The following is a 24,919-nucleotide window of genomic DNA, read 5'->3' as shown; positions in this document are numbered from 1 at the left end:
GAAATTCAGAACAATGGAAGGAGTATTTAATCAAATTATGCTTCAAAAAAATGGATGGGTTGAAAAAAGAAATCAAGAGCTAACATTTTGACAGTCCCAGAGCCTTTTCAAAAATAATATATATTAAGTTATACACAAATATATATCAATTTATATGTTGGGAGGTAAAATTATTGTTTAACAAGAAAGTGATAATACTTGCAATATTTTTAGTTTCGCTTTTGGCCATCTCTGCAGTAAATGCGGCTGACAACGCCACAAGTGATGTTGTAAGTGTGGATAATGAAAGTAGTGTATCTGAAATTTCTGATGAAGTTGAAAATCCGCTGGAAAGTTCACAGTCAGATTCTATTTTAGATTCATCTTATGATGATGTCTATGTTGATTCGTTGAACGGATACTACAGCGGTAAAAATATAATCAAATATGGCTGGACAGGTGACTTGAACGGTTATTTTGAAATTTACAAAGGAAACAGTCGGGTTTACCAAAAGCATTTATATTCAGACGGCAAGCAATATCATGACGAATCCTATGAAGGTTCAGCAATAAAAAATGCAGGAACATACAGGGCACAGATAACTGATAATAACGGTTATGTGTTAGATAAAGCAACAATAAAAATCAATAAAGCTTCAACACGTGTTCTTACAGTTTCTTATTCAACTAAAATAGGTTCAAAAGGATTTATTATTGCAGGAATCTCTCATACAAAAGAGAAAAAAGTGTATGAAACTTCAGGAAAAGTCAAATTCAGGTTTGCCGGAAAAACTTATAATCTTAAATTAAAAAAGGGAATTGCATATAAATTAATTAAAATGCCATTAAAAGCCAAAACCTATAAAGGAACTGTTAAATTTTCAGGAAACTCAAATTACAAGGCCAGTTCCGCTAAATTCAAAATTAAATTAAACAGCGGAAAAGTCACAATATTGAAAAAGAACAGGAGCACTAAGGTAGGTAAATACACGGTTAAACTTACATCAGGTCAGTACAGATCATTGGTTAAATCATTCAATAAGAATAAATCAAAAAATGTTAAAGTTAAAACAGCTAATAAATATAAGGTTAAGGTGGCATACAGCAAACCTGTAAAAATCTATAAGACAACCAAAGCTGTAAAAACATGGTATGCAGGATCTTACATGCCAATGATTAACTATATGAGATCTAACGGCTGGACAAAAGTATCAGAATATACATATAATCAGCCAAATCCTCAAAACAGATATGGAATTGGATTAAGTTCCTACACCATTGCAGTATGCAAATGGGTTAAAGTGTCCTACAAAACAGCCTATAAAACAAAAGAGTATCCGGTTTATGCATATATTTCATTTAAAAAAGACACTACTTTACCTTTAATTGAAGTATATTCCCACGGCAAAACATTAAACTGGAAATACCTTGCAATAGCATAAAAATTATAGTCAATGAGTGACAATTATTACATGTTCATCATTGACTTGATTTTCTTTTTTTTAGAGTCAATTTCATTTAGGGGGAATTAAATGGAAAACAAAAACATAATCCTGATTCTGCTTATAGTTATAGTCATTCTTGCAGTTGCTGTGGGAGTTATATTTTCTCAGCAGTTTGCAAAAGAGCAGTCAAAACTCACCATCGCCCATAAAAATATCAGTGCCGGAAATTCATTGGTTGTTGAATTGAAAGACAATCAGGGCAAATCTATTTCTGATGCGAAAATTCATGTTAAATTAACTGCTAAGAGTAGTAAAGCTATTGAAAAAGATATAAAAACAAATTCTAAAGGTAAAGCAAAACTTACTGTTAATAATAAGGGAAATTATTCTGTCGAATGCAAATTTGATGGAAATGATGCATATGCCTCATCTTCTATTTCTGATAACATCATAGTTAAAAAAGCAACTACCAAAGTTGTGAGTGAAGAGCAAACTTCAACTGCAACTCATTCCAGTAAATATGCTCCGAATGGAGGAATATATCCTGAATATGGTCCTGAAGTTGATTCAAACGGAAAAACAAGAGAATATGCAATTGCAAATGATATGCATTATATAGAATTACACATTGATGGAAAAACAATGGGAGCTTATACTGCAATTGATCCAAATACTGGAACATATCATACATAGGTGAAAAAATGGAAAACAAAAATATAATTATAATACTTCTCCTGCTAATTGTTATCCTGTCATTGAGCATGGGCATACTATTTTTACACCAAAGCCCACAAAAACCGGCTGACGTTAAAATCAACCAAAGTGAAAATGACACTATAGCGGAATCTTCAAGTACGCCTGATTCCATTACAGTGGAATTGCCGGAATTTGACAAAACCTACACTAAATCTGCCGGTGAATATACTGTTAAAGCAAGTAAATGGATGGGTTCTTCAGTTGGAGGATTTGATGTTTACCTGTACAAAAACGGTAAGGAAGTCTATAAAGACTCTTATATGTCCAGAGCCTATTTCTATATGGACGGCGAGTGGAAATGGAGCGATTGGGGTAACGGTCAGGGTGCCGAACACCATAAATATCCAGTAAGCAATGGAGTTAAAATCCAAAAAGTCGAAGTTAAATTTTAACTGATTTGTAGATGCGCTTTGCATCTGCTATTTTTTTTTAAAAGTGGTGCAATTATGGAAGACAAAAAAATTATTGTAATGCTTGTTGTTGTAATTGTTGTACTTGCAGCTGTTTTAGGAGCAGTGCTTTTTTCTCTAAATTCAAAAGAAGCAACTAAATTAACTATAACCAGCAACAAAACTCAAAACGAAGGAGGAAAGCTTGCAGTTCAATTGACTGACTTGAATAAATCAGCACTGTCTGAAGCGAATGTTATTGTCAAAATAACTGACTCCAAAGGTAATGTAGTTGTTAATGAAACATTAAAAACCAACTCCAAAGGTAAGGCAAATCTTGATTTGAATTTGAAAAAAGGAAAATACAATGTTACAGTTAAATATAATGGAAACGGAAAATATGCTGCAAATACTTCAGAACAGAAATTAACCATTAAAGAAAAAGTTCAAGAGACAACAAGCAAAGAAAACACTGTTGATGAGAGTTCCTATTCAAGCTATTCATCTAAAGTTGGAAGTTATAAAGTAGTTGACAGACAGCAGGAACTGGGAGTTATAGAATCTTCCGACGGTAATTATTATGTAATGGCAGGTGATGGAATCTACACTTATGAGGGCCGTGATTCCAAGGGAAATATACAGTACGGATCTCATGTTGGTTAATTAAATAAGTATTTTTTTAAAATGTTTCTTAATTTAGGTATATTTATTAATATCTGTTTATATAATCAGTATTAAGGATTGTATATTTTAAACAGGAAAACAGCATTAAAGACTGTCCGTTTAAAATAAACAAAATTCTTGAAAAATATTTATTGTATTAAAAGGAGAACGTGTATGAAATACAAAAAAATAATGATTATACTGGTGATTGCTATTTTCATATTTGGAGCGGCAAGTGTCTCTGCAAGTGATATGGACGATACAGCTATTTCCAGTGAAGATACAGGCCAAATGGGGTTGTCTGCAAGCAGTGAATTGACTGCAGATAATCTTAAGACTGGTGCAGAGAACAATACATTGACACAGGCAAATGATTTTGAAGTTCTGGGTGCTGATGAAATCGGTACATTTACAGAATTGCAAAATGAGATAGATAATGTCGGTAATGGGACTTTAAACTTGACTAGGGATTATCAATGGGATTCTGATTTTACAGGTTATGGAATAGTCATTAATAAACCAATAACCATTAACGGTAACGGACATTATATTGATGCATTAGGTGAAATTAGGATTTTTGAACTTAAGGCAAAAAATGATGTGATTTTAGATAATATCACATTTAAAAACGGAAATACTGATGGATGTGGCGGTGCAATTAATGTATGGTATGATTTATCCAACAGCAGTTTTACCAACTTGAATTTCATTAACAATACTGCTGCAGACAATGGTGGTGCTGTACGTTTCAGGTACTCATCCACAAACAATACATTTGAAAATATAATATTTTTAAACAACACAGATAAGAAAGACGGCGGAGCATTATATATAGGTGACAAATCTTTATCAAATTCATTTACAAACATGGCATTTACAAATAACTTTGCTAATGGTAATGGTGGAGCTTTATACATAAAAGAAACATCTACATCAGATACCTTTGAAAATTTAACATTTGAAAACAATACTGTTCCAACAAAAGATGCCGGAGCTATAAATTTCCATAGAATGGTAGATGGTGCAGCATTCAATAATGTTTTATTTATTAAAAATCGTGCTGAAAAAAGAGTGGGCGGAGCAATAAATATCGATGCAGGAATTATAAATTCTGTATTCAACAATACATACTTTATTGATAATGTCGCTAAGACTGCCGGTGCACTGGGAATTACCGGAAATATTTCATCACTCACTTTTGAAAACATCCTATTTATAAATAACACTGCTTTAACAGATGATGGAGGAGCAATTAACATTGGTCCATGGGCTCACTCTGATTTGGCCAACACTACATTTAAAAATGTTTTGTTTGCCAATAATACTGCCGCCCAAAATGGTGGGGCATTGCACGTTACAAAAAACACTCTGTCAAATACCTTTGAAGATGTAATATTTATAAATAATACTGCCAAAGGACGTGACGGAGGAGCTATAAGATTCGGTGCATTAAATTATCAATATACTACACAGGACAATACCTTCGATAAGGTTTTGTTTGCCAACAATACTGCCAATAGGAATGGTGGAGCATTATATGTAACCGGCGTGTCCACATCAAATACCTTTGGATATATGGTATTTGCAAATAACATCGCTAAAAACACTGATGGTGGTGCTGTCAATTTCTATAAAGCAGTAAAAAATACAACATTTAATGAAATCATATTTTATAAAAATAGCGCTCCTAAAAGCAGAAGCGGAGCAGTAAACTTCGATAAGGGAATGCAGAATAGCATATTCAACAATACACAATTTGTGGAAAACAGCGCAAACATTACTGGTGTAATTACCCTTTCCGGTGTAACATCATCAAATACCTTTGAAAATATACAATTTTTAAATAATACTGCGCAAAATTATCTTATTTATGTTAATAATGCTACTTCTGATAATATAATTCAAGATTCCATATTCCTGAACAATAATGCAAGTCAAATAAAAGTCAAAAACGGAAATATTCAGCTGACTGATAACTGGTTTGGAAATAATGCTACAAATTATGATAATGATCCTGATGTGAATGATAATCTGGATAATTGGCTATTCCTCAATGCAACAGCAAGTCCTGCTGCAATTAATTTAAACCAGACATCAACAGTTAAATTTAAATTTTATTCCTATGACAGCAATACAAAAACTATCAAGGATTATAATAAATCATTATTTATCTTTTTAGATTTGTATTCAACATTTGGGTTGGTGAATACTCCTGTTGAATTAATAAATGAAGATATAATATACACACCTTCCGAAGTAGGAAACGGAACCGTAACAGCTAGATACATAACTGCATACTACACCATTACTATAGAAAACTCCAAAATACCTACAGTCATTAAACCTGCTGTAGATGGTTATGCAGTCTATGTGGATGATACTCGTGATAATCTTGCTGTGCTTCAAAATGAATACGGAAACAATATCACTGATGAATATACATTAACTTACACTTCCAACAATGAATCTGTTGTTAAAATTGTAAATGATTCATTTGTTGCTGTTGGTGTAGGTAATGCGGTCATTACCGTTTCATTCAATGGCAGTGATATGTATGAAGCAGCTGAGAATGTTACATTTAATGTTGGTGTGGTGAAAATACCTACTAACATTAACCTCGCAGCTGATGCTATTGAACTTACCATTAATGATGAATTCAGCGCAGGTGCCACTTTGACTCCTGCAGATGCTGGTGAGTTAATTTACACTTCAACTGATGAAAAAATCGTTAAAGTTGTTGACGGCATGATTGTTGCTGTTGGTGCAGGTAATGCGGCTGTTAGTGTAAGTTTTGCAGGTAATGGCAAGTATGATGCGGCTGAAAATAAAACTATTGATGTTACTGTAAATAAGTATATGTCTCAATTCGTAAACCTTGAACTTAATGGTGATTTGGAGTTCACAGCAGTACTTGTAAACTCAATAGGTGACGTTATACCTGATGCTAATATTACCTACACAACAGGTTCTAAAAATGGTACTTTAACTACCGGTGCAGACGGTTCATTTACATTGATTGCTGAAAATAATGCTGTTTTATCAATTGTTTATGCTGGAAATTCTGAGGTCAATGCAACCCGTATTGAAATTGATATTGAAAAAATTGCTCCTAAAAGATTAGGCAGTGAATTCAATGTTACTGAAGGTGTTTCAATCAAAACCTATGCTGTAGATACTCCTGCAGGTGAAATTGGTCAGACCACTTCATTTAAGTTAACTGACTCCAACGGAAACCCAATTGTAAATGCTACAGTTAAGTTTGCATATAAAACAGTTATTTTAAACAGAACAACTGATGAAAACGGTATTGTATTTATTGGTATCAACACTCAGGTAGCTCAGGAGGCTCTCTGTGCAATGTCATATCTTGGTGATGAAAACTACAACGCAACATTCGTTGCATTCAGTTTCGACATTCAGCATAAACCAATTACAATTTCAGCTTCTGATAAAACCTTTAAAGTAAGTGCTAAAAACAAAAAATACACTGTAACCATAAAAACCGAAAAATGCAACTCCAGAGATGGAAAAGTTTACCTCAGTGCCGGTAAGAAATTAACCATGAAAATCAATGGTAAAACCTACACAGCAAAAACAAACGCTAAAGGTCAGGCAACCTTTAACATTAAAATAACTAAAAAAGGTAAATTCGCTGCATCTGTTAAGTTTGCCGGTGATAAAACATATGCTTCTGCAAGCAAATCTGTAAAAATAACAATTAAATAGGAAGTGATTACTCACTTCTAACATTTCTTTTTTTTTAAGTCTATCTGCTCAATCAAATATAATTCAATTTTTGAAGATACTTGCGTTAATGTTAAAGTTCATTCTATTAAATAAATAATAATTTTGATAAGTGTTATTTTAAATGAGGATTATTTCTTTTAAATTAATTATCTAAACAGGAGTGTTTCGAGAATTGATGTTTTCAATTTCACAGGCCAAAATAATAATGTATTGTAAGATAAATATATTTTAATTAATAATAGTTTTGGAGGAAATACTTTGTTGAACAAAAAAATAATGATGCTGGTAATATTTCTTGTAAGTCTGCTGGCTGTTTCAGCGGTAAGTGCGGCAGATAATGATACAGATGAAGTCGCCGGCATGGAAATGTCTGATGAGGTTATAGATGAAGATTGCGGCAATTACTTAATTGGCGCTAATGATTCAGATGAGAGTACTTTTGACGATTTAGCTAATGAGATAAATGCCGTTGAGGATGGGGGAGTATTGAACCTTACAAAAGGCTACAGATATGCTGACGGCCCAACGGGTGGAATTAAAATCAATAGGTCAATAACAATTGACGGATGCGGAAACACGCTGGATGGAAAACACCTCTCAAGAATATTCAACGTGACTGCAGGCAATGTGGCTTTAAAGAATTTGAAATTTGTCAATGCTAAATTCACAGGCAATGGCGGTGCCATTATATGGAATGCAAAAGATGGCATCTTGAGCAACTGTACTTTTGAGGGATGTTATGCATCAAATGGTGGCGCTGTATATGCATCATTTTCAACACTCTGTTTTATTGACTGTTTCTTTTCAGGCAATTCTGCAGTGAAAGGGGGTTGTATGTATGTTGAAGATTCAATAGCTGAATTCAACAATGTCTTATTCATAAATAATAGGGCATCCAATGCTTCCGCAGCTATTTTCAGCATGCTTTCAATCAATTCGATAGAATGCTGTGATTTCATCAATAATTCCGTAAGCGCCAAATCTCCCTTTGGTGGAGCAATTGCCTTATATCAATATGAAAGCAATATAAGCAATTCCCGATTCATCAGCAATTCAATAAATGGGGACTATGGCTATGGAAGCTCAATATTTAATTACGGCATTGTGAATGTGGAAAACACCACAATTATAAACAACACTCAAAACACCCGAAACAGAATTGACGACAGCATTTACACCATAATCGGTAAGGCCAATCTGAAAGGCTGCACTGTAGAAAACAATTCATGCATCGGCGATGAGGATATAATCTATGCTCTCTTTTGGCCGATGGTATTTGACAATGTATTTGATGAGACAGATACGGTCATTCCGGCAAAGTATGACCTGCGAAACGTTACTCTGGAAAACGGCACAACCGTATCATATGTGTCTCCAGTCAAGGACCAGAAAGATTCAGGTTCCTGCTGGGCTTTTGCTGCAATCGGTGCTTTGGAGTCATATATGCTGAAAAGTGAAAACTTGCTGTATAACTTTTCTGAAAACCATCACAAAAACATAATGGGACCATATACAAAAGGTGGCTGGGTATTTCTCAGAGGCGGAGGAACTGCCAAAACCCTTGCATACTGGAGCAGGTGGTCAGGACCTGTCAATGCCAGTGACGATCCCTTCAATGAAAGCTCCAAAGTATCCCCAACCAATCTGACTGTCGTTAAGCATGTTCAGGATGTTGTATATCTTCCGGTAATGGACATTACTCAGTTAAAACTTGCTGTATTGAAATACGGTTCTGTCGTTATAGGATATAAATATGTTCAGCCTGAACTCAAGACAATCAATGGGACAACATTTGAAAGTGAAGTTTCACCGTTAGTGCCGTTTCCTCAGTTTTCTTCACATGTGGTCGATATCGTCGGATGGGATGATAACTATCTGGGCTCCAAATTTGGTGAAAACATTCCTGACGGGGCATTCATAATAAAAAACAGTTTCTCTACAAGCTGGTATGACACAAAATTGAATAAGACAATCTATTATGAAGGCGAGGGCTTCAACTACCTCTCATATTATGACATGACACTTTCAAAGGAAAACATTCCCTATGCAATAGTGAATTTGGAGGATACAGACAACTATAAGGAGAACTATTATTATGATCCTGCCGGAACACTCGTTAATTTAGGATTCAATAATCAAACAGCATGGTTTTCCAATCAGTTCGTTTCAAACAACAGCTATCCTCTTGCAGCATTCAGCTTATATACCTTTGGGGTAGATTCCACCTACGAAGCTTATGTTTATGTCAACGGCAATCTTGCACACACCCAATGCGGCGTCATTCACAATCCCGGATACAATACAGTCAGATTGAGCGATTACGTTGGACTGAACAGGAATGATGTTTTCAGGATAACAGTAAAATTAACCACTCCAAACTGCACATATCCTATTCCTGTCAGCTGTGATGTTGATGAATGGATTGCAAATACGTCTTCCTCTCCAAACCAGTCATTCATAAGTCCTGACGGCATCAACTGGATAGACCTGCATCACGTCCATAAAGCTCTCTATCAAAACTCAGGCGGCGTATGCTATGCTGAATTTTCAAATGCAGTTGTCTGTTTAAAGGCTTTCACATTCGATTTTGGAATAATTGCAGAAGACATGGTTAAAATCTATAAAAACGATTCCATGTTTGAAGCTAAAATAGGTGAGGCCAATAAAATCATATTCTTTGAGGTTGACGGCATTAACTATACCAGAATAAGCGATGAAAAAGGAGTGGCCAAATTGGAAATTGACCTGAATCCTGGCAACTATACAATCAGAACCAGCTATGCGAATTTCAGCACTGAAAACAATATAGAAGTCTTGCCTACACTGATAGCCAAAGATTTGGTTAAACGCTACGGTGACGAATCAAAGTTTTACATTTCACTCATTGACACTTCAGGAAATCCAGTTGCAAATGCAAACATTTCAATGAAGATAGATGGCGTATCATATAGCCGGTTGACCGACAAAAACGGAAATGCCAGCTTAGACATCAATCAAAAGCCGGGCCAATATGTGTTAGTCGCTGTTGATTCGTTGACTGGACTTGAAATGTCCTATGACGTTACCGTTCTTCAAGCCAAAAAATCCACTCCAAAGATTGTGGCAAATAAGAAAACATTCCTGACAACCCCTAAAACCAAGAAGTACACAATAGCCTTAAAGGACCATGCAGGAAAGGCAATCGGGAATGCTAAAGTCACTTTGAAGTTAAACGGCAAAACATATAAGGCTGCTACCAACTCCAAGGGAAAGGCCACCTTTAAAATCACCAATCTTTTAAAGAAAGGAAGCTATAAGGCAACTTTAGTATATGATGGAAGCATCATATATAATAAGGCAACCAAATCTGTTAAATTAACTGTTAAAAAGGCAAATCCAAAATTGTTTGCCAAAGCAAAGACTTTTAAAAAATCAGTCAAAACCAAAAAATACACAGTAACTTTAAAGACCAATAAGAACAAGGTCATGAAAAACACTAAACTTACCTTGAAAGTCAATGGTATAACATACAAGGCAACAACCAACAGTAAAGGTCAGGCTACCTTCAAGATTACCAAACTGACCAAGAAAGGTAAATTTGACGGAACAATTGCCTACAAAGGTAACGCATACTACAACAAATTGACTAAGAAAGTGAAAATTACTGTTAAGTAACTTGCTTAGGCAGTTACTTACTTTTTTTCTTTTTTCTATACATTTGCTTACTTGATTACACTATTTTTTATAATTGTATTTGTTTACTTTCGTGATTGACTGTTTATTCAACTGTTTCTGCAAACAACTATCAAAATATTCATGTGTCTTTTTGATTATTGTAGTGTTTGTTCTTGGTCGAAAGTGTTATTATTTAATTTGTGTAATAAATAGTATTAACTAGTATGTTTATCGGAGGAACTGAAAATGGAAAACAAAAATATTATTATAATATTGGTTGTAATAATTGTTATTCTTGCAGCAGCAATGGGTATAATGTTTTTAAATCCAATGCATGCTAAAGAACCTACAAAAATCAAAGTAAGTAGCAATAAAACTTTATATGAAGGGGATGATTTGTCAGTTAAGTTGACTGATTTAAATAAAACTCCATTGTCCAAAGAGAAGGTTAACATCACAATTAAAAATAGTAAAGGGAAAATTGTGGCAAATAAAACTGTGAAAACAAATGATAAAGGTAATGCGAAATTAGATTTAAATTTGAAGAAAGGTAAATATGATGTTTCTGTTAGTTATGCTGGAAATGAAAACTACACAGGAAACAACACTACTCAGAAATTAAACATTAAAGAGAAAGTAGCTGAAACACAACCTACAAGTTCTAAATCTTCATCAGGAAATCCGTATGATATTAATAATTTACCGCCAAGCAATGATCCCTATCCTGAAACTAAGAGATATCAAATTGATGAAAATCATGTGATACAAGAGTATTCTGATCATTATCGAAGTACTGTAGATTTAAGAACAGGTGAAAGACATGGTGGATTTTTCTAGGTGAAACTTCATCCACCTAATTCTATTTTTTCCTAACATTCGCTTGTAGGATTTGATTATTTTTTATAATAGTATTAGTTTACTTTCATAATTAACTGTTCAACTATTATTATCGTCTGTCAAAATATTTATGTGTGATTATGGTAGTGTGGGGTCCTGTTCGAATGTTATAATTTAATTTGTGTATAAATAGTATTAGTTTATTTGGAGGAACTTAAATGGAAAACAAAAATATAATTATAATATTGGTTGTAATAATTGTTATTCTTGCAGCAGCAATGGGCATAATGTTTCTAAATCCAATGCATGCCAAAGAACCTACAAAAATTAAAATTACAAGTGATAAAGAGCAGAATGAAGGGGGAGAATTATCCATACAATTAACAGATTTGAATAAAACTCCATTATCCAAAGAAGTAGTTAACATTACAGTAACCAACAGTAAAGGCAAGGTAGTTGTTGATGATGTTGTTAAGACAGATTCTAAAGGTAAGGCTAAACTTGATTTGGATTTGAAAAAAGGAAAATATAATGTTACAGTGAGTTATAATGGAAATAAAAACTACACAGGCAATAACACAACACAGAAATTGACTATTAAAGAGGAAGTTACTGAATCTACTGTTTCAGGGGGTAGTTCTCAAAGTAGCCAAAGTAGTGGCAGCAGTACTCATACCATAATGGGTGAAGATGGATATTATTATAATGTTGACGATAATGGAAATATTATAGAAACCTTAGGTCAAAGCAGTAAATACTATCCTAATAATCCGAATAGTGTTAATTATCCTAATGCTGAACCTGCAAATCGATACATTGATAAATCTAAATAAATTTTATATAAACGTGTTATAATGCAGGTGCAATCTGCATCTGCTATTATTTTCGTAATGTAGTTAATCTAAAAAAATCAATTGAAGTTGATTATTAGTATTATTATGTTAATTATGGATTAAATGACCAAAATAGATTTGTGGAATTATTTTCTAATGGTTCAAACAGTTTACAATGGTTATGAAATATTATCTTTGGTTGATGATGTAATTTCATTTGACTTTAAAATTATCTAATAGCTATTTATACAAACTCCAATAAAACAATTATTATAGTAATTAGAGGGAGGTTAAGTCTTGTTAAATAAAAAATATTTCATATTAATTTTAATATTCCTGTCTTTATTTTGTTTGATTGCATCAGTCAGTGCTCAAAATAGTGATTTAACTAACAATTCGAATAACAGCATTACAAATGAGTCCAGTTTACAGTCTCCTCTTTCTTTAGAGGAAGACACTAATCAGAATGATTCTTCTGATAAAAATGATAATGTATTAGCCGCTAATCAGAATACTTCTGAAAAATCCAAAAATTCAGGTGCAGTCATTAAAAAAGCCCCTAAGGTATGGATAAATAAGATGATTGTTAAATCTGACAAGAAATTAGTTATAAAACTTAAATCAGATAAGAAAGGAACAATTTATTATTCCACAAACGGTAAAAAACCAACTGTTCACAGCAAAAAATATACAAGCCCTATAAATTTGGCATCGAATAAAGTTTTAAAGTTTTTTGCTGTTTCAAAAGATGGAAGCAAGTCAAAAGTTCATACATATAAAAGAATTTTAGGTAAAACTTCAAAAGGATACGTTGAAAAGCTCTACTTCGGAAATCTGTCTTCAACAAAAACCATTGCCTTAATTGTTGGAGTTCATGTTCAAGAATGCGAAATGCACAAGGCAATATATAAAAGCCTGATTAAGAAAAGCAATACATTAAAAAGAAAGTATGTGTTATATTACATTCATGTGACCAAAGACCAGAACAGTTATTCAAAAAGCAGAATGAACGGCCAGATATTAGGAAACAAATATATAATAAAGGATATAGTTAATGAAAAACCTGAAATAACAACAGATATCCATGAAACAAGCTATAAAATTAGCGGATACAAATATCCTAGATTCATACATATGATTTCTAATAAAAACATTAAAAGTGTCAAAATAAGTAAAAATCTCCATAAGAAATCTTCTCTTTATTTAAAAAGGCTGCTAATATTGACTCCTCACATTAAAAGATATGATCCGCAGTTGGGTTCAAGTCCTGCCTATATTACTGTACCTATTGCAAATAATGGTTTGGTTTCTTATATCTATGAAACAGAGAGTAATTACCCAATAACACTTAAACAGAATTATGCAGACAAATATATTAAAGCTTTGGATAAAGTCAATTTATCCTTTTAGCTTTATTTTCAATTTTTTCATGATGCCATAATAGTGATTGGGGCTGTTCTTTTGAGTAATTTTTTTTTAAGGGTTTTGTCAATAATTTAGTTTTTTAATATTTTTTCTTAGTTTTCTTATTTTAATTGTTATTTGGCTTTATTTTTTGTTTTTGGATGATGTGGAGCTTTTATTTATATAAATAATTATTATATAATATTATGTAATTTAAAGTATTTATAACTTATTATATTTAATTTTAATTAATATTAAACTAAATAAAAGTTATTGAAAGATTTTTCAATTGATAAAGAAAATTTAAAGAATTTTACTTTGAAAAACAAGTTGAAAAATATTCTGGTTGAAATGGAATTTTCTCTAGAAAAAATAGTTAAAAATATGATAAAATAAGATCTCTCTAAAAATTAAAAATAACTCTTTTAAATGGATTATATTAAAAATAAAGAAAAATTAGATAGTTATATGATGAAAATAAATAAAATTAAGAAAAAACAGATTTATTGACAAAGCTCTTACAAAAATTATTTCATATAATGTTACTTATGTAGAATGTCCAATATTTTACATGCATTATGGGAGAAAGAATTATGAAGTTTAAAAGAATAATGCTTGTTAGCATACTTTTTCTGGCTATTTTAGCAATAGGTGCTGTCAGCGCATCTGATGGTCATGATTCAGTTAACCTGACAGTTTCAAACGATAATACAAGCTTGGATGTTGATAAGCTTGCTGTCGTTGAAGATGATGAAAATCTGACGGACGAATATGAATATTATGAGGATGACTATGAAATAATTATTTAAAAAAGCGTAAATATTGATGATGAATATTCTGAAATTGTTTCTTACGGCATTTATGATGATGCAGGTGGTTCTGTTGCAATCCATTCATCAAAAGAAATATCTCCCAAAAATAATTTTTAACACTTCATCAATCTTGATTTCATAGGGCATATGCAATTTTTTTCTTAAATTGAATATTGGTAGAGATCATTTGTTTTTGAATAGGTTCATTATCTTTTTAGTTTTGGTGATTTGAACAGTTATTGGCAATAATGACTAAATCAATCTAATTTTCATAATATTTTTATTTGATTATTTACAGAGTTAATACTGTAAAAATTATTTTGATAGCAAATGCTATTGACAGTGTTTGTAATAAAAAACATTTTATATTGATAATTTATGTATAAAATTGATAAAAACTCTCTTTTAAGAGTCTTTGTTTTGATGGTGAATAATATATGAAATTTAAAAAACATTTGTTGGTTGTTTTATCAGTTTTGATTTTATTTCTGTTTATAACATCAGCTAGCGCTGCTGATGCCAATGAAATTGATGTAATCTCCATTGACGAATCAATCAACCTGGAAAATAATTTATTATCTTCTGATAATAATGTAAAAAGTAATGATATTTTAAAATCATCTAATGATGAATTATTAACTGCTGGAACTGACTGGTATGTTAATTCAAGTAAAGATAGTAGTGGTGATGGAAAAAGTGAAAAGGATGCATTTAAAACATTAAGTGAATCTTTAAATGAAGCTCAGGATGGAGACACAATTTGGATTGCATCAGGAGAATATACAGGAAAGGATAATATAGGATTAACCATTGCTAAAAATTTAAACTTCATAAAAAATGGTGATGGTGAAGCAATCTTTGATGCTGAAAACTCAGGTAATATTTGGACTGTTAATTCCACATCCATAGATATAACAGGTTTGACCTTTAAAAATGGAAATTCAACTAACGGTGGTGCAATTTATATTTCACATGAAGTTAAATCCAATATAAACGCTACTTTTATTAATAACACTGCAGTAGACAGGGGTGGTGCTATCTATATTGTAAGTGGCGGTATTTCCGGTACTTTAAATGGTGTTTTTATTAATAACACTGCATCTGATTGGGGTGGTGCTATCTATATTGATAGCGGTGGTATTTCTGGTAATGTAAATGGTACTTTTATTAATAACAAAGGAAGTAGCGGTTCTGCTATCTTTATTGCTGGTGATATTTCCGGTAATGTAAATGGTACTTTTATCAATAACGAAGCAATGTCTCGTGGTGCCATCTATATTTATAATGGTGATGCTTCTGGTAATGTAAACGGTACTTTTATTAATAACGTCGCAAATCAGGGTGGTGCAATCGCTGTTGGTGATGTTGGTAAAATTTCTGGTAATGTAAATGGTATTTTTATTAATAACACTGGATATTATTCTGGTGGTGCTATATCTATTGACGATACAGAGCGTTATTCTACTGGTAAGATAGAGGGTATTTTTATTAATAACAAAGCAGAAGATGGTGGTGCTATCTATATTGAGTTTACTTATGACGACCCTAATGTTTCTTTAGGTGGTACATTTATCAATAACAATGCAAGTAGGGGTGGTGCCATCTTTATCAATCAACTGGTTAATGCTATAATTATTCAAGATTCTATTTTTTTAAATAATGGTGATGAATTATCTGATGGTATAGGAAGTTATATTAAAACTATTGATTGCTGGTTTGGAAATAATGCAACAAATTACAATAGCAGGCCGGATGCAGGAAAGGCAGTTATGGACAGATGGCTGTTCTTAAATGCAACAGCTAGTCATACGACAATTCTTCAGGAGAGATTAAGTCATATGATGCTTCAAAAATGAACTTTATTTTAGATTTCACTCAAACATTGGGAGAATTGGATAAAACTTCTGCTTTGATTGGTGAAAATATAACATATACTGCAAGACAGGGCGGAAATTCCGCTGTAACAGGTAAATATGAAACTGGATCATATACATTGAATTGAACAATGTTAAAATCCATACTGAAATTGATATTGCTAACCCAAGCATTGCTTTAAACGCCAATGATGAAGCTGATGTTGGTGCTACTTTAACTCCTGCTGATGCAGGTAACCTAACCTATTCTTCAAACAACACAAACGTTGTTGTAGTAGAAAATGGTAAGATCAAAAGTATTAAAAAAGGTAACGCCACAATTACAGTTTCATTTGCTGGTGATGAGAGATATGCAACAGCAGAAAATAAAATCATCTCTGTTATTGTCGGCTTGAATGATGCAAGCGTTAAAGCTGAAGACATGGAATTAAAAGTTGGCGAATCAGGCGTTATTAATTATACTGTAGCTCCTGAAGGATTAAAAGTTAATTTTGTAGCTGATAACTCAGGTATTGTCAGTGTGGATGAAGACGGCACTGTCAAAGCATTAAAAAAAGGTACTGCTAAGATTACCATTAATGTTGGTGACGATGAAATATATGCAAAAAATTCAACAGTCATAACAGTTACCGTTACTTTAAATGATGCCAGTGTTGAAGCTGAAAATATGGAATTAAATGTCAGTGATTCAGGTGTTATTAATTATACTACTAATCCTAAAGGTTTGGATGTTACATTCGTAGCTGACAATTCAGGTGTTGTCAGTGTTGACGAAAAAGGAACCGTAAAAGCATTAAAAGAAGGTAAGGCCAATATTACTGTTAAAGTTGGCGATGATAAGGTTTATGCTAAAAATTCAACTGTCATCACCATTACCGTAAGCAAGATTCCTACTGAGATTAATCTTAACAATCATACACTTGATTTGGGTGTTGATGATAAAGTTGATTCTGTTGCTGAATTATTGCCTTCAGATGCCGGTAAGTTGAATTTCACATCCAGTGATGAGAACGTGGTTGTTGTTGATGATAAAGGTACATTTACTGCTGTAGGTGTAGGTAGTGCCAATGTTACTGTTTCATTTGATGGCAATAACAAATTTGAAGCTGCTGAAAGTAAAATCATTTATGTAACTGTAAGTAAGATTCCTACTGAGATTTCTGTTAGGAATGACACTATTGATATGAAGGTTGATGATGAGGTTGATCCTGGCGTTAGCATTAGTCCTTATGATGCGGGTAAGTTGAATTTCACATCCAGTGACGTTAATGTTGTCCGTGTTGATGCTAACGGTACATTTATTGGTGTAGGTATCGGTACTGCCATCGTTACTGTTTCATTTGATGGCAATAACAAATTTGAACCGGCTAAAAGTAAAGATATTGCTGTTACTGTAACTAAGATTTCTACTGAGATTGTTGTTGTGAATTCCTTCTGGTGCTGGTGAGTTGGATTATGTCTCAAGTGATGTGAGTGTTGTTCGTGTTGATGGTAACGGTACATTTGTTGGTGTAGGTGCTGGTAGTGCTACTGTCACTGTCAGATTCTTAGGTAATGAAAAATATTCTGCTGCTGAAAATAAAACCATTGGGGTCACAGTTACTTTAAATGATGCCAGTATTATTGCCAAGGATATGAACATGGTTATCGGTGAAAAGGCCACTATTAGTTATAGTACTGTTCCTGCCGGTTTGAATGTTACTTTTGTTGCGGATAATTCAGGTGTTGTCAGTGTCAGTAATGATGGTGTTGTTACTGCTTTGAAAACTGGTGTTGCTAAAATTACCATTTTGACAGGAGATAATAAAAAGTATGCTTTGAATTCAACTACTGTTACTGTAAATGTAAACAAGATTCCTACTCAAATTACTGCATCTAATATTGCAACTGTGTTTAATGTTAAGAAAAACATTGTCATCACTTTAAAGGATGGCAACGGCAAACCGATTAGTGGAGCTAGGATAACTGTTGACTTGAACGGTGCTGAAACATACACTACTGGTGCAAACGGTCAGGTTAAAGTTCCAACCAAAAAGAGTGTTCCTAAGACATACACTGCAAAAATAACATTCAAAGGCAGCGATATATATGCTAAATCATCCAAAAATGTTAAAGTTACTCTCAAAAAGGGAACTCCTAAGATAACTGCATCCAAAAAGACCTTCAAAGTCAATGTCAAAACCAAAAAGTACACAATAACATTGAAAACCAACATGAACAAGGTCATGAAAAACAAGAAGGTCACTTTAAAGGTCAACGGCAAGACTTACAAGGCAACTACCAACTCCAAAGGTAAGGCAACCTTCAAGATTACCAAACTGACCAAAAAGGGAAAATTCAATGCGGTTATTAAATTCGCAGGAAACAGCTACTATAAGATGGTGACTAAAACTATTAGAATAACAGTTAAAAAGTAAAGGTTTAAACACCTTTACAAATTCTTTTTTTTTTAAATCGATTTCCTTGATTTTAATCGATGCTTTCATCGGTTTCTTCATTTTATTTGACCGATTTTTACATTACCATCAGCCATTTCGGTTTTCGGGTTTGATTTTTAATGGGGATATATATCCTGCAACTCAATCATATCTGTTTTTACAAATCACGGCCGTTAATGTTAACATCAATGCTCGAAATGGCCTTAAATCAGATATCTCTGTAAAAAATCATTTACATTTTTTTAGAATTGGCCGAAAATGACTATGATTTGTCCATTTTAACTAAATAATTATATATCTTTTGTTAGAAATCTAGTATTACTTAAAGATAATTTCACAAAAAATGGAGGAATAAAATTTGTTTAATAAAAAGTTCATGTTTATGGCCATTTTCATTGTAGGATTACTTGCAATCTCGGCTGCCGGCGCTGCCGATTTAAACACAGCAGATGAAGTGGCCATTGATGGAGATGATTTGCAAATCAGTATGGGCGATGAGAATATTATTCAAAAGAATGCTGAAGTCGAAAATGATTTGGAAAATGATGCCAACGAATTTTTTTCGGCGGTTTCATTGGAAAATGATGATTACTATGTGTCCGGTGATGATTCGAACCTGACTGAAGCTAAACTGGAAGTGGTGAAAACTCCAACAAATCCCGGAGACAATACGGTCATTTTCAAATTAACTAAAGTGGAGGACAATTCTCCTCTTGCAAACGTGTCATTAGGCGTCAAATCAGATTATGATCATTTCATTGATGGAATCATCACAGATTCCAATGGTTTGGCCACCTATTACCATGCATTGGAATCAGGAACTTATTCCTTGATTGCAGGTTTGGGAGATGCCGATGGCTTCGGCTCAAGTAGTGAAACCTTGCATTGTGATCTTCTGTTTTTCAGCATTACAATCAAGGAACAGACAGACGGTTCTGTTAATGAAATTGTAGTTAGCGGAAATACATTTACGGATATTCAAAATGCAGTATCCAGCGTAAAGAAAGGTGGAACCGTCAAATTATCCGGAAAATACGAGGGTACAGGCATTCCAATCAGAATCAACAGAAACATAACTCTTATCGGAGTTGGCAATACGATACTCGATGGTAACTGCTCAAGTTTAATTTTAAGAATCGTTTCCAGCGGAGTTTCAATAAAGGGTTTGACATTCATCAACGGATATACGGACCTTGATGATTTTAGAAATGCCGCCAACAGGATATCTGCAGGTGCAATTCAGGCAACCGGAAACAATACCTTGATTCAGAATTGCATATTTCTTTCAAATCAGGGATTCATGTATGGTGCAATAGAGCTGAACGGCAATCACAGTACCATAGAGGACTGCTCATTTACTGCCAATGAGGTATATCTGAATGGCAGGACATATACGGAATATGTGTATGAGTCAGACGGTCGAAGAAAGGACATAACCTATGCCTATGAAAATACTGCAGGTGCTTTCAAATGGAGCGGAAATGATAATCTCCTGTCCAATTGCGAATTCATAGACAATGTGGGTTATGTGGACTTCATCTTTGAAGGAAAAAACAATGTAATCAAGGAAAGCAAATTGGTACTGTCCGCCTCTGACGTCACAAAGTATATGGGAGGATCTGAAAAATACACAGTTACCTTGACAGATAACGGGGTGCCGGTTGCTAACGTTAATGTTAAAATTAACGTAAACGGCAAGGAATCGACTGTCAAGACAAACAGCAAAGGTCAGGCTTCAGCCGATTTGAATATGGGTGTTGGATCATATGATGTTATAAGCGAGTATGGTGATTTAAGAACTGCCTCAAAAGTCAATGTCAAATCAACAATAACTGTCGCTGATGCAAAGGGCACATATCTGAACTCAAAGGCCTCTGCCACATTCCTAAACACCAACGGAAAGGCTCTGGCCAATACCAAAGTCAATTTCAAGATTGGAACTGAAACCTACTCTGCAACAACCAATTCTAACGGTGTTACAACCGCCAATATTGATTTGGGAGTCGGAACCTACACTGTAACTGCAGTCAACCCGGTTAATAATGAGCAAAAAACATTTAAACTAACAATTTCAAAAACTGATTCTAAAATTGCATTAACATCAACTCAAAGCAATGGAGTTGCTACTTTAACTGCTACCTTGACACCAACAACTGCCAGTGGCAATGTTGTTTTCAATGTCAACAGTGAAAATAGGAATGTTCAAATCAACAATGGAAAAGCCACATTGACACTTAAGGATTTGGAACCTGGTAATTACACTGTAACTGCAAGTTATAATGGTGATAAAAACTTGAATGCATCCACATCAAATGCTGTAACTTTCAGTATTGCAGAGGTTTATCCTATTTTAACTGCAAAGGATCTCACAAAAACTTATGGCACTAGCAATAAGTTTGTTGTAAATTTGGTTGACAGTAAAGGAAATGCAATACCAAATGCAGTTGTCAATGTCGACATTAAAGGTAAGATTACACCAATCACAACAGGTAGTAACGGTCAGGCTACAATGGTGATTGGATTGGCTCCGGGCGAATATACTGCAAATGCAACATATGGCAATGCCGCACAGGCCAATGCAAAAATCACAGTCAAAAAAGCAACTCCAAAACTAACTGCCAAAGCAAAAACATTCAAAAAATCAGTCAAAAACAAAAACTATGTAGTTACTTTAAAAACTAACCAAAACAAGGTCATGAAAAGGGCCAAACTTACCTTGAAAGTCAATGGTAAAACCTACTCTGCAACAACCAATGCCAAAGGTCAAGCAACCTTTAAAATTACCAAACTGACTAAGAAAGGTAAGTTTACCGGAACAATTGCCTACAAGGGTAACGCATACTACAATAAATTGAGTAAGAAAGTTAAAATTACAATCAAGTAGGTAGAGCCCTACCTACAATTTTCTATTTTTTTATACATACATCATCTGGAATATGTCTTTTTTTATAAGATCTCCTGTTTGCTTGCAAGGATGATTAATTATTTTCATTGTTAGACATATCTGTTTAATCTACTACATTATAAAATCAATTATCTGTATACCTTCCAATGGCCGAATAAATAAATAGTTTTATAAATATGGCTTTCCTATCAGTCATGATAGTTATATATTTATATGTCCGTGCATAAACTTTAAAGTGTATTGAATGTTTTTGGCAAAAACAATACATTTAAAGATTATTCGTTTAATATAAAACATTTTTAGCAAAATATTTTTCAGGGAGAATTGAAGATGGAATACAGGAAAAGCATGATTATAATAATGCTGGCTATTTTTCTTTTAAGCATCACCAGCGTAAGTGCAAGTGAAGTGAACGATGCGGCAATGACCGATGGGAATGCAGACCAGATGGAGATGTCCTCAGACAGTGCAGTAGATGGGGGCAATGCCATATTGGCACAGGTAATTGATGATGAAGGCGTGAGTGCGCAAACGGATTCGCCAACGTTAAGTGAAAGTACAGGTTATTATTCGGACTTGAGAAAGGATATTGAAAATGGTGGAAACTTAACAAAAAGTTATTACTGGAATAGTGGCGGCGATACTATTGAGATTACAACTCCCGGAATGGTTATTAACGGTAAAGGTGCGGTAATTGATATGGGAAGTTCCAAAATTCAAGCTTTTAAGGTAAGCGCTTCCGGTGTAACATTTAAAAACCTGACAATTAAAAATGCTCGTTATGATGGGGGTAATGGTGGAGCAATTTACTTTAATAGTGATGCTAGTTCGGGCAATGTTGAAAATTGTAATTTTACAGATATCAGATTATATAATCAGGGTATGGGGGGTGCGATTTACTTTAGTAGTAACGGTAATGTAACAAATTGTAATTTTATTAATAATAAAGCAACACTTGATGATAGTAAGGGTGGTGCTATCTACATGGGTTCAGGCACTGTAACAAATTGTAATTTTATGGATAACTATGCTATTAATGAGGGTGGTGCAGTTTATTTCTTGAATCAGGGTATTGTTGAAAATTGTAATTTTAATGTTAATGAAGCAGGCAGTAATGGAGGTGCTATTTGGATGGGTTCTGGTAGTGTTGAAAATTCTAGTTTTGCTGATAACACTGCTGGTTCTGATGGTGGTGCTATTTTCTTTAATAATCGTGATCCTGCTCCTACAGTAACAAATTGTAATTTTACAGGTAACAAAATAAATGGTTATGAGAGTTATGGTGGAGCCATTATGTTTAGATCTTTTGATGGTACTGTGTCAAATTGTAATTTTAATGTTAACGAAGCAACTGGTAGTATCAGTAATGGTGGTGCAGTTTGTTTCTTTATTCATGGTACTGTTGAAAATTGTAATTTTACTGATAACACTGCTGATTTGGGGGGTGCGGTTTACTTTAGCGAGAATGGTGAAGTGACAAATTGTAATTTTACTAATAACACTGCTGGTTCTGATGGTGGTGCTGTTTACTTTGTTGGTAATGGTGATGTAACAAATTGTAATTTTACTGGTAATAATGCTACTACGGGTTCTGCAATTTACTTCTACAAATGGGATTCTTCAGATACTTTAACTGTTTCTGATTCTACTTTCTTAAACAATAGGGCAAATGCAGAAACTTTAGAAGTAACTAAAAATGATAACAATATTACAATTACTTTAACAGGTAACGATAACCTTTTAAACGCAATCTATTCCAGATATGATGCTGAAGTTACCTTTACCAATGTTACTTATTGGAGTGCAAACGGAATCGCAACTACTGGAAGTTCCGCTATCAAACCTTCAAGATCCAATAAGGAAGCTGGTCAAAACATCACTCTTGAAATTTATGATTCTGACAGTTTAGTTGATAACGTTACTCTGGTAACTGACGATAACGGCCAAGCCATATATGACTTAAGTAAACTAAGCAACGGGAAATACAAGTATAATGCATATCATCTCGATGACAGCTATTACACATACGCTGAAAAGAACGATACATTCACTAAAGGTATGGGTGATTTCAACATATTGCAAAGCCTCATCAATAGGGCTGATGCAAATTCAGTGCTCACCTTAAACCGCAGCTACACATTCACCATAGGCATGGATGAAAATCTCACCGACGGCATTGTCATTGACAAGCCAATCACAATCAACGGTAACGGCTACACAATCAATGCTCTGCAAAAGGCAAGAATCTTCAAGGTCACCTCAGGAAATGTGGTGTTAAATAACATTACCTTTACAAACGCAACTGCTTCCAATAATGGCGGTGCAGTTTACTTCCAGAATACTGGTACTGTGTTAAATTGTAATTTTACTGATAACGAAGCATACAATGGTGGAGCAGTTTACTTCTTTGATACTGGTGAAGTAAAAAATTGTAATTTTACTGGCAATACTGCAACTGGTTCTAATAGTTGGGGTGGTGCTATCCGAATGAATTCTGGTACTGTGTCAAATTGTAATTTTACTAATAACACTGCTACCAATGGTGACGGTGGCGCCATATTCATGTATTCTGGTACTGTTGAAAATTGTAATTTTACTGATAACCAAGCATCTCTTGATGGTGGTGCAGTTTACTTCGTAGGTACTGGTAATGTGACAAATTGTAATTTTACTGACAACAAGGCAACTGGTACTTACTCTTATGGTGGTGCAGTTTACTTCCAGAATACTGGTACTGTGTCAAATTGTAATTTTACTAATAACAAAGCAACATACATTGGAGGAGCAATTTACTTCTATGATAATGGTAATGTAACAAATTGTAATTTTACTGATAACGAAGCATACTATGGTGGTGCTATTAGATTCAATGGTGAAGGTAATGTGACAAATTGTAATTTTACTGATAACGAAGCATACTATGGTGGTGCTATTAGATTCAATGGTGAAGGTAATGTGACAAATTGTAATTTTACTAACAACCATGCAACTGTTGATGGTGGTGCAGTTTACTTCCAGAATACTGGTACTGTGTCAAATTGTAATTTCACTGCTAACCATGCAGCTACTGGTTCTGCAATTTATTTCTACGGTACATCAGCAACTAAAACTGTTTCCAATTCTCGTTTCTTAAACAATAGAGCAAATGCAGAAACTTTAGAAGTAATTAAAAATGATAATAAT

At 33.8% G+C, this 24,919-nt stretch carries 16 protein-coding genes; all 16 read left to right on the top strand.

The window, feature by feature from the left end; translation table 11 throughout:
- The first annotated feature begins 173 nt into the window (after positions 1-173).
- On the top strand, positions 174-1,421 hold the full coding sequence (locus tag QZU75_RS10840) for a hypothetical protein (RefSeq protein WP_296883701.1): 1,248 nt from the start codon (positions 174-176) through the stop codon (positions 1,419-1,421).
- Positions 1,422-1,511: 90 nt separating this feature from the next.
- Positions 1,512-2,117, top strand: coding sequence for a hypothetical protein (locus QZU75_RS10835; protein WP_296883700.1), 606 nt, complete (start codon positions 1,512-1,514; stop codon positions 2,115-2,117).
- An 8-nt stretch (positions 2,118-2,125) separates the two neighbouring features.
- Positions 2,126-2,572, top strand: a complete 447-nt coding sequence (locus QZU75_RS10830; protein WP_296883699.1) for a hypothetical protein — start codon at positions 2,126-2,128, stop codon at positions 2,570-2,572.
- A 54-nt stretch (positions 2,573-2,626) separates the two neighbouring features.
- Entirely contained in the window at positions 2,627-3,232 is a 606-nt protein-coding gene (locus QZU75_RS10825; protein WP_296883698.1) for a hypothetical protein, read from the top strand.
- Positions 3,233-3,406: 174 nt separating this feature from the next.
- On the top strand, positions 3,407-6,958 hold the full coding sequence (locus QZU75_RS10820; protein ID WP_296883697.1) for a hypothetical protein: 3,552 nt from the start codon (positions 3,407-3,409) through the stop codon (positions 6,956-6,958).
- Positions 6,959-7,237: 279 nt separating this feature from the next.
- Positions 7,238-10,633, top strand: coding sequence for a lectin like domain-containing protein (locus QZU75_RS10815; protein ID WP_296883696.1), 3,396 nt, complete (start codon positions 7,238-7,240; stop codon positions 10,631-10,633).
- A gap of 246 nt (positions 10,634-10,879) precedes the next feature.
- Positions 10,880-11,470 (top strand): carboxypeptidase-like regulatory domain-containing protein, encoded by a 591-nt coding sequence (locus QZU75_RS10810; RefSeq protein WP_296883694.1) that lies wholly within the window; start codon positions 10,880-10,882, stop codon positions 11,468-11,470.
- A gap of 218 nt (positions 11,471-11,688) precedes the next feature.
- Positions 11,689-12,303: a hypothetical protein gene (locus tag QZU75_RS10805; RefSeq protein WP_296883693.1), complete on the top strand. Its 615-nt coding sequence runs from the start codon at positions 11,689-11,691 to the stop codon at positions 12,301-12,303.
- Positions 12,304-12,600: 297 nt separating this feature from the next.
- On the top strand, positions 12,601-13,713 hold the full coding sequence (locus tag QZU75_RS10800) for a chitobiase/beta-hexosaminidase C-terminal domain-containing protein (RefSeq protein WP_296883692.1): 1,113 nt from the start codon (positions 12,601-12,603) through the stop codon (positions 13,711-13,713).
- A 587-nt stretch (positions 13,714-14,300) separates the two neighbouring features.
- The gene (locus QZU75_RS10795) at positions 14,301-14,516 is read left to right on the top strand and encodes a hypothetical protein (RefSeq protein ID WP_296883690.1); all 216 of its coding nucleotides are present in this window, start codon (positions 14,301-14,303) and stop codon (positions 14,514-14,516) included.
- A gap of 440 nt (positions 14,517-14,956) precedes the next feature.
- Positions 14,957-16,375, top strand: coding sequence for a hypothetical protein (locus QZU75_RS10790; protein ID WP_296883688.1), 1,419 nt, complete (start codon positions 14,957-14,959; stop codon positions 16,373-16,375).
- Positions 16,372-16,521 (top strand): hypothetical protein, encoded by a 150-nt coding sequence (locus QZU75_RS10785; protein WP_296883687.1) that lies wholly within the window; start codon positions 16,372-16,374, stop codon positions 16,519-16,521. Before QZU75_RS10790 ends, QZU75_RS10785 begins: the two co-directional genes overlap by 4 nt.
- Complete coding sequence (locus QZU75_RS10780) at positions 16,518-17,840, top strand: Ig-like domain-containing protein (RefSeq protein ID WP_296883685.1); 1,323 nt, start codon at positions 16,518-16,520, stop codon at positions 17,838-17,840. Before QZU75_RS10785 ends, QZU75_RS10780 begins: the two co-directional genes overlap by 4 nt.
- Position 17,841: 1 nt before the next feature.
- Positions 17,842-18,810, top strand: coding sequence for a hypothetical protein (locus QZU75_RS10775; protein WP_296883683.1), 969 nt, complete (start codon positions 17,842-17,844; stop codon positions 18,808-18,810).
- Between the two features lie 379 nt (positions 18,811-19,189).
- Entirely contained in the window at positions 19,190-21,715 is a 2,526-nt protein-coding gene (locus QZU75_RS10770) for an Ig-like domain repeat protein (RefSeq protein ID WP_296883681.1), read from the top strand.
- Between the two features lie 351 nt (positions 21,716-22,066).
- A partial coding sequence (locus QZU75_RS10765; RefSeq protein WP_296883679.1) for a right-handed parallel beta-helix repeat-containing protein occupies positions 22,067-24,919 on the top strand: 2,853 nt, incomplete at its 3' end.

It is taken from the genome of uncultured Methanobrevibacter sp. (assembly GCF_902764455.1).
Lineage (GTDB): Archaea > Methanobacteriota > Methanobacteria > Methanobacteriales > Methanobacteriaceae > Methanocatella.
The sequence above is the reverse complement of the archived record's forward strand: the minus strand, read 5'-3'. Positions and strand labels throughout refer to the sequence as shown.